A 2,584-nucleotide genomic window follows, 5' to 3' on the forward strand; every position below is an offset into this window, starting at 1 on the left:
CGTAGAGCAGCCCGGTAGCTCGTCAGGCTCATAACCTGAAGGCCGCGCGTTCAAATCGCGCCGCTGCAACCAGATCAGGAGAGATGGCCACTCAGAGGGCTGGGCTAGGTCAACGTGACGTGGGCCACACTATCTTTGTACTCCTCTTTCGGGTCTCCCATGCCGAGGAACATCTTGACGCCGGCTACCACGCTTGATGCGTCCTTCCATATCTCCGCTTCGGCAGGATCGAAGCGCAACAAACAGAGTTTGGGATCATCTTTGCCCTGTTCAAACCATGCCGCGACGAATCTATTCCAAAGGCGGTCTATGACGGCCCGGTCATTGTCGATCTGCAGTTTGCCTTGCACGGTAGCAAACAGATCGTGGCCCTTCGAGGCATAGACCAATGTGGCGTCTGTAGGCCCTGAAACGCCCCCGGCAAGTTCAGTATCCTTGGCGGTGAAGAAGTAGATTGTGTTTCGGTCGCCATCGAACTGTGCGGTCATCGGGCGAGCGTCAACACCGGAGAGGCCGACCATTGCGGTCATGTCAGACCTGATCGAGTCCCAGAATTCTTTCGCGAAGTCTTGATCGTTTGACACGGCCGGTCTCCTTTGTGGGTTAGATGGGTCCTAACCCCCGAAACAGGCAACTGTTCCGAACGAAGTGCTAGGCGATGCAAATGACATCAATGGGTGCGAGGTGACGGCCGCCAAAGAACGAAGCTATCGGCTCTTTATGACGGCATAGCCAAGGCCCATCGCACCGCCGAAGATGGCGCCGACCACGAGGTCGCCAAATACGGCGAGACCCGCGAAGGCTCCGACACCGACGCCGATTAGTACTGGATTGCTCATCTTACGGGGCCACCTTGGATTTCAATAGATGTCCTCCCGCCGCGTTGAACAACCAAAAGGTAACCAGAAATGGCGCCGACCGACAAGCAGCGTGGGGAAGTGGTCGCTGCAACCAATCGCGCGGGAAAGCTGGGAAGTTATTACCCGCCGACAGTTACTTCGGCGCCAAACTGTAGCACAGGCCCGTCGCTCAAGGCTTTCTCAGTCAGGCCGAAAGCCTGGGAAAGCATGGCTTTGGCATAAAGGGGGTGTTTGGTGACGTCGTGAGCCGTCTCGAAGATAAAAACGTCTTGGCGGCTGTTGTTGCCCTCATCGATAACGAGAAATACTCGACCGATGGTCTGGGGGCGTAGCCTGTCTTGGTCGAGGCCTGCTCTCGGGCGACCTTCTCGGTAATCGCCATCACGGAAATAAAGTTCATTGTGCGCTCCCATCAGGCGGCGAAAGGCAGAGCCTAAATCCAGCCCCGACTTAGTCAAATCTCGCAAGAATTTCGGCATCGATACAAAAATCGAGAAACGCCTGGCGAGCTTCTGCTGTTGAAATGGTCCCGGCCTCCGCTCGCGTCAATGCGATACCGGCACAGTGAGCCATTTCTGTATAGAACCCGCCCGGCCACTCAGACAAAAAACACCAAGCCTCGTCAATCGAAGAAAGTGCAATCGTGCGTCCTTCGAAAGTAATCAGGATAGTGTCGAACTCCATGGTGGGCGTTACTCCAGATCAGGACGAGGATCTAGCGGACGAGCAACCTGTCGCCGTCTGCGCAGATCAATGAATTGGTCTTGTGCATCCGCATGTGGAGTCGGGCCATCTTCCGGCATTTGGCGTCGGTATTGATTTGTCGCTCTGCCCACCGGCGCCATTCGGGTTTCGACAGTGCCAACCGCTCAGCCTCAAAAATGCTCGCACCAGTCTCGCGCCTGATGTCTTTGATGAGTAGCACCCATCGGTCTCTTTCAATTTCCATAATGCCGTTTCCAAGCCAGGGTGGGAAACGAGCGGTCAATCCCGGTGAGATGCATCGATGCGAAGTGAGTTGTACGCCCCGCACTTCACACACCGCATGTGACGCTCAAATAAGGCGTTGTTCGCCGCAGAATCAAATATATCGAGGACAGCACTGCTACACACCGGGCACGGAATTTGCGCATCCTTGTCTTTGGCAGCGGCGATCCCGGCCTTCACCCATTCGGGTTGATGCGTTCCTACCATTTGTTGCTCACCGTTGCGTACGCCAGCGGGAAGAGAGCGGCACGAAAGGACTAGGGTTTCCCGCCCTCGGCCTGTTGCCATAGATCAGTCAGCGAGAGGCCCTTGCGGCCCCAGTTGAAGATGAATTCCGGGTTCCGTCCCAACTCTTCGACCAGCACATCAGTCATTCGTTTGATGACAGCTTTCTTCTGATCGACCGAGGCAACGCCCTTGGCGATCTCAACACGAACGATCGGCATGCCAATCCTCCCAAATCCTCGACATGAGAGCTTCGCGCAAGGCTTGGCAAAGGGCAAGACGGCATAGAAATCCGCAGGCACGTCCTGCGCATGTAGGCGACGGTCGCCGAAGATAGCCGCGGTCGGTTAATGGTGGCTGGAAAGTCCTCGTGAGAGCCTCGCCCGAAAGGGTCCAACTAGGGCAAGTATCAGGACGGCGGACGGACGAGGCTAAGGCTGGCAACGCTCCAATTCACTGAGCCATTTGTCGAGTAAGGCCGTGGAAAACCTCTGGAACAGCCACTCGAACGG

5 protein-coding genes are annotated in these 2,584 nt (G+C 56.2%); all 5 read right to left on the minus strand.

Annotated elements, in window-relative coordinates; all coding sequences use genetic code 11:
- Nucleotides 1-104: 104 nt before the first annotated feature.
- Entirely contained in the window at nucleotides 105-584 is a 480-nt protein-coding gene (locus tag G6N74_RS30315; protein WP_165121709.1) for a pyridoxamine 5'-phosphate oxidase family protein, read from the minus strand.
- Between the two features lie 123 nt (nucleotides 585-707).
- Nucleotides 708-839, minus strand: a complete 132-nt coding sequence (locus tag G6N74_RS31350) for a hypothetical protein (protein WP_281354094.1) — start codon at nucleotides 837-839, stop codon at nucleotides 708-710.
- Between the two features lie 140 nt (nucleotides 840-979).
- The gene (locus G6N74_RS30320; protein ID WP_165121710.1) at nucleotides 980-1,339 is read right to left on the minus strand and encodes a hypothetical protein; all 360 of its coding nucleotides are present in this window, start codon (nucleotides 1,337-1,339) and stop codon (nucleotides 980-982) included.
- The gene (locus G6N74_RS30325) at nucleotides 1,311-1,544 is read right to left on the minus strand and encodes a DUF982 domain-containing protein (RefSeq protein WP_165121711.1); all 234 of its coding nucleotides are present in this window, start codon (nucleotides 1,542-1,544) and stop codon (nucleotides 1,311-1,313) included. The genes G6N74_RS30320 and G6N74_RS30325 overlap by 29 nt, the downstream gene beginning before the upstream one ends.
- Nucleotides 1,545-2,104: 560 nt before the next feature.
- Nucleotides 2,105-2,293 carry a tautomerase family protein gene (locus tag G6N74_RS30330; protein ID WP_165121712.1) on the minus strand — a complete coding sequence of 63 codons (189 nt, stop codon included), beginning with the start codon at nucleotides 2,291-2,293 and terminating at the stop codon, nucleotides 2,105-2,107.
- Nucleotides 2,294-2,584 lie beyond the last annotated feature (291 nt).

Source organism: Mesorhizobium zhangyense, from assembly GCF_011045115.1.
Classification (GTDB): domain Bacteria; phylum Pseudomonadota; class Alphaproteobacteria; order Rhizobiales; family Rhizobiaceae; genus Mesorhizobium_M; species Mesorhizobium_M zhangyense.

What these genes read in the sequence shown, in the direction of transcription:
- G6N74_RS30325 (WP_165121711.1), bottom strand. Translation starts at nt 1,544, where the DNA reads ATGGAGTTCGACACTATCCTGATTACTTTCGAAGGACGCACGATTGCA.
- G6N74_RS30330 (WP_165121712.1), bottom strand. Translation starts at nt 2,293, where the DNA reads ATGCCGATCGTTCGTGTTGAGATCGCCAAGGGCGTTGCCTCGGTCGAT.
- G6N74_RS31350 (WP_281354094.1), bottom strand. Translation starts at nt 839, where the DNA reads ATGAGCAATCCAGTACTAATCGGCGTCGGTGTCGGAGCCTTCGCGGGT.
- G6N74_RS30320 (WP_165121710.1), bottom strand. Translation starts at nt 1,339, where the DNA reads ATGCCGAAATTCTTGCGAGATTTGACTAAGTCGGGGCTGGATTTAGGC.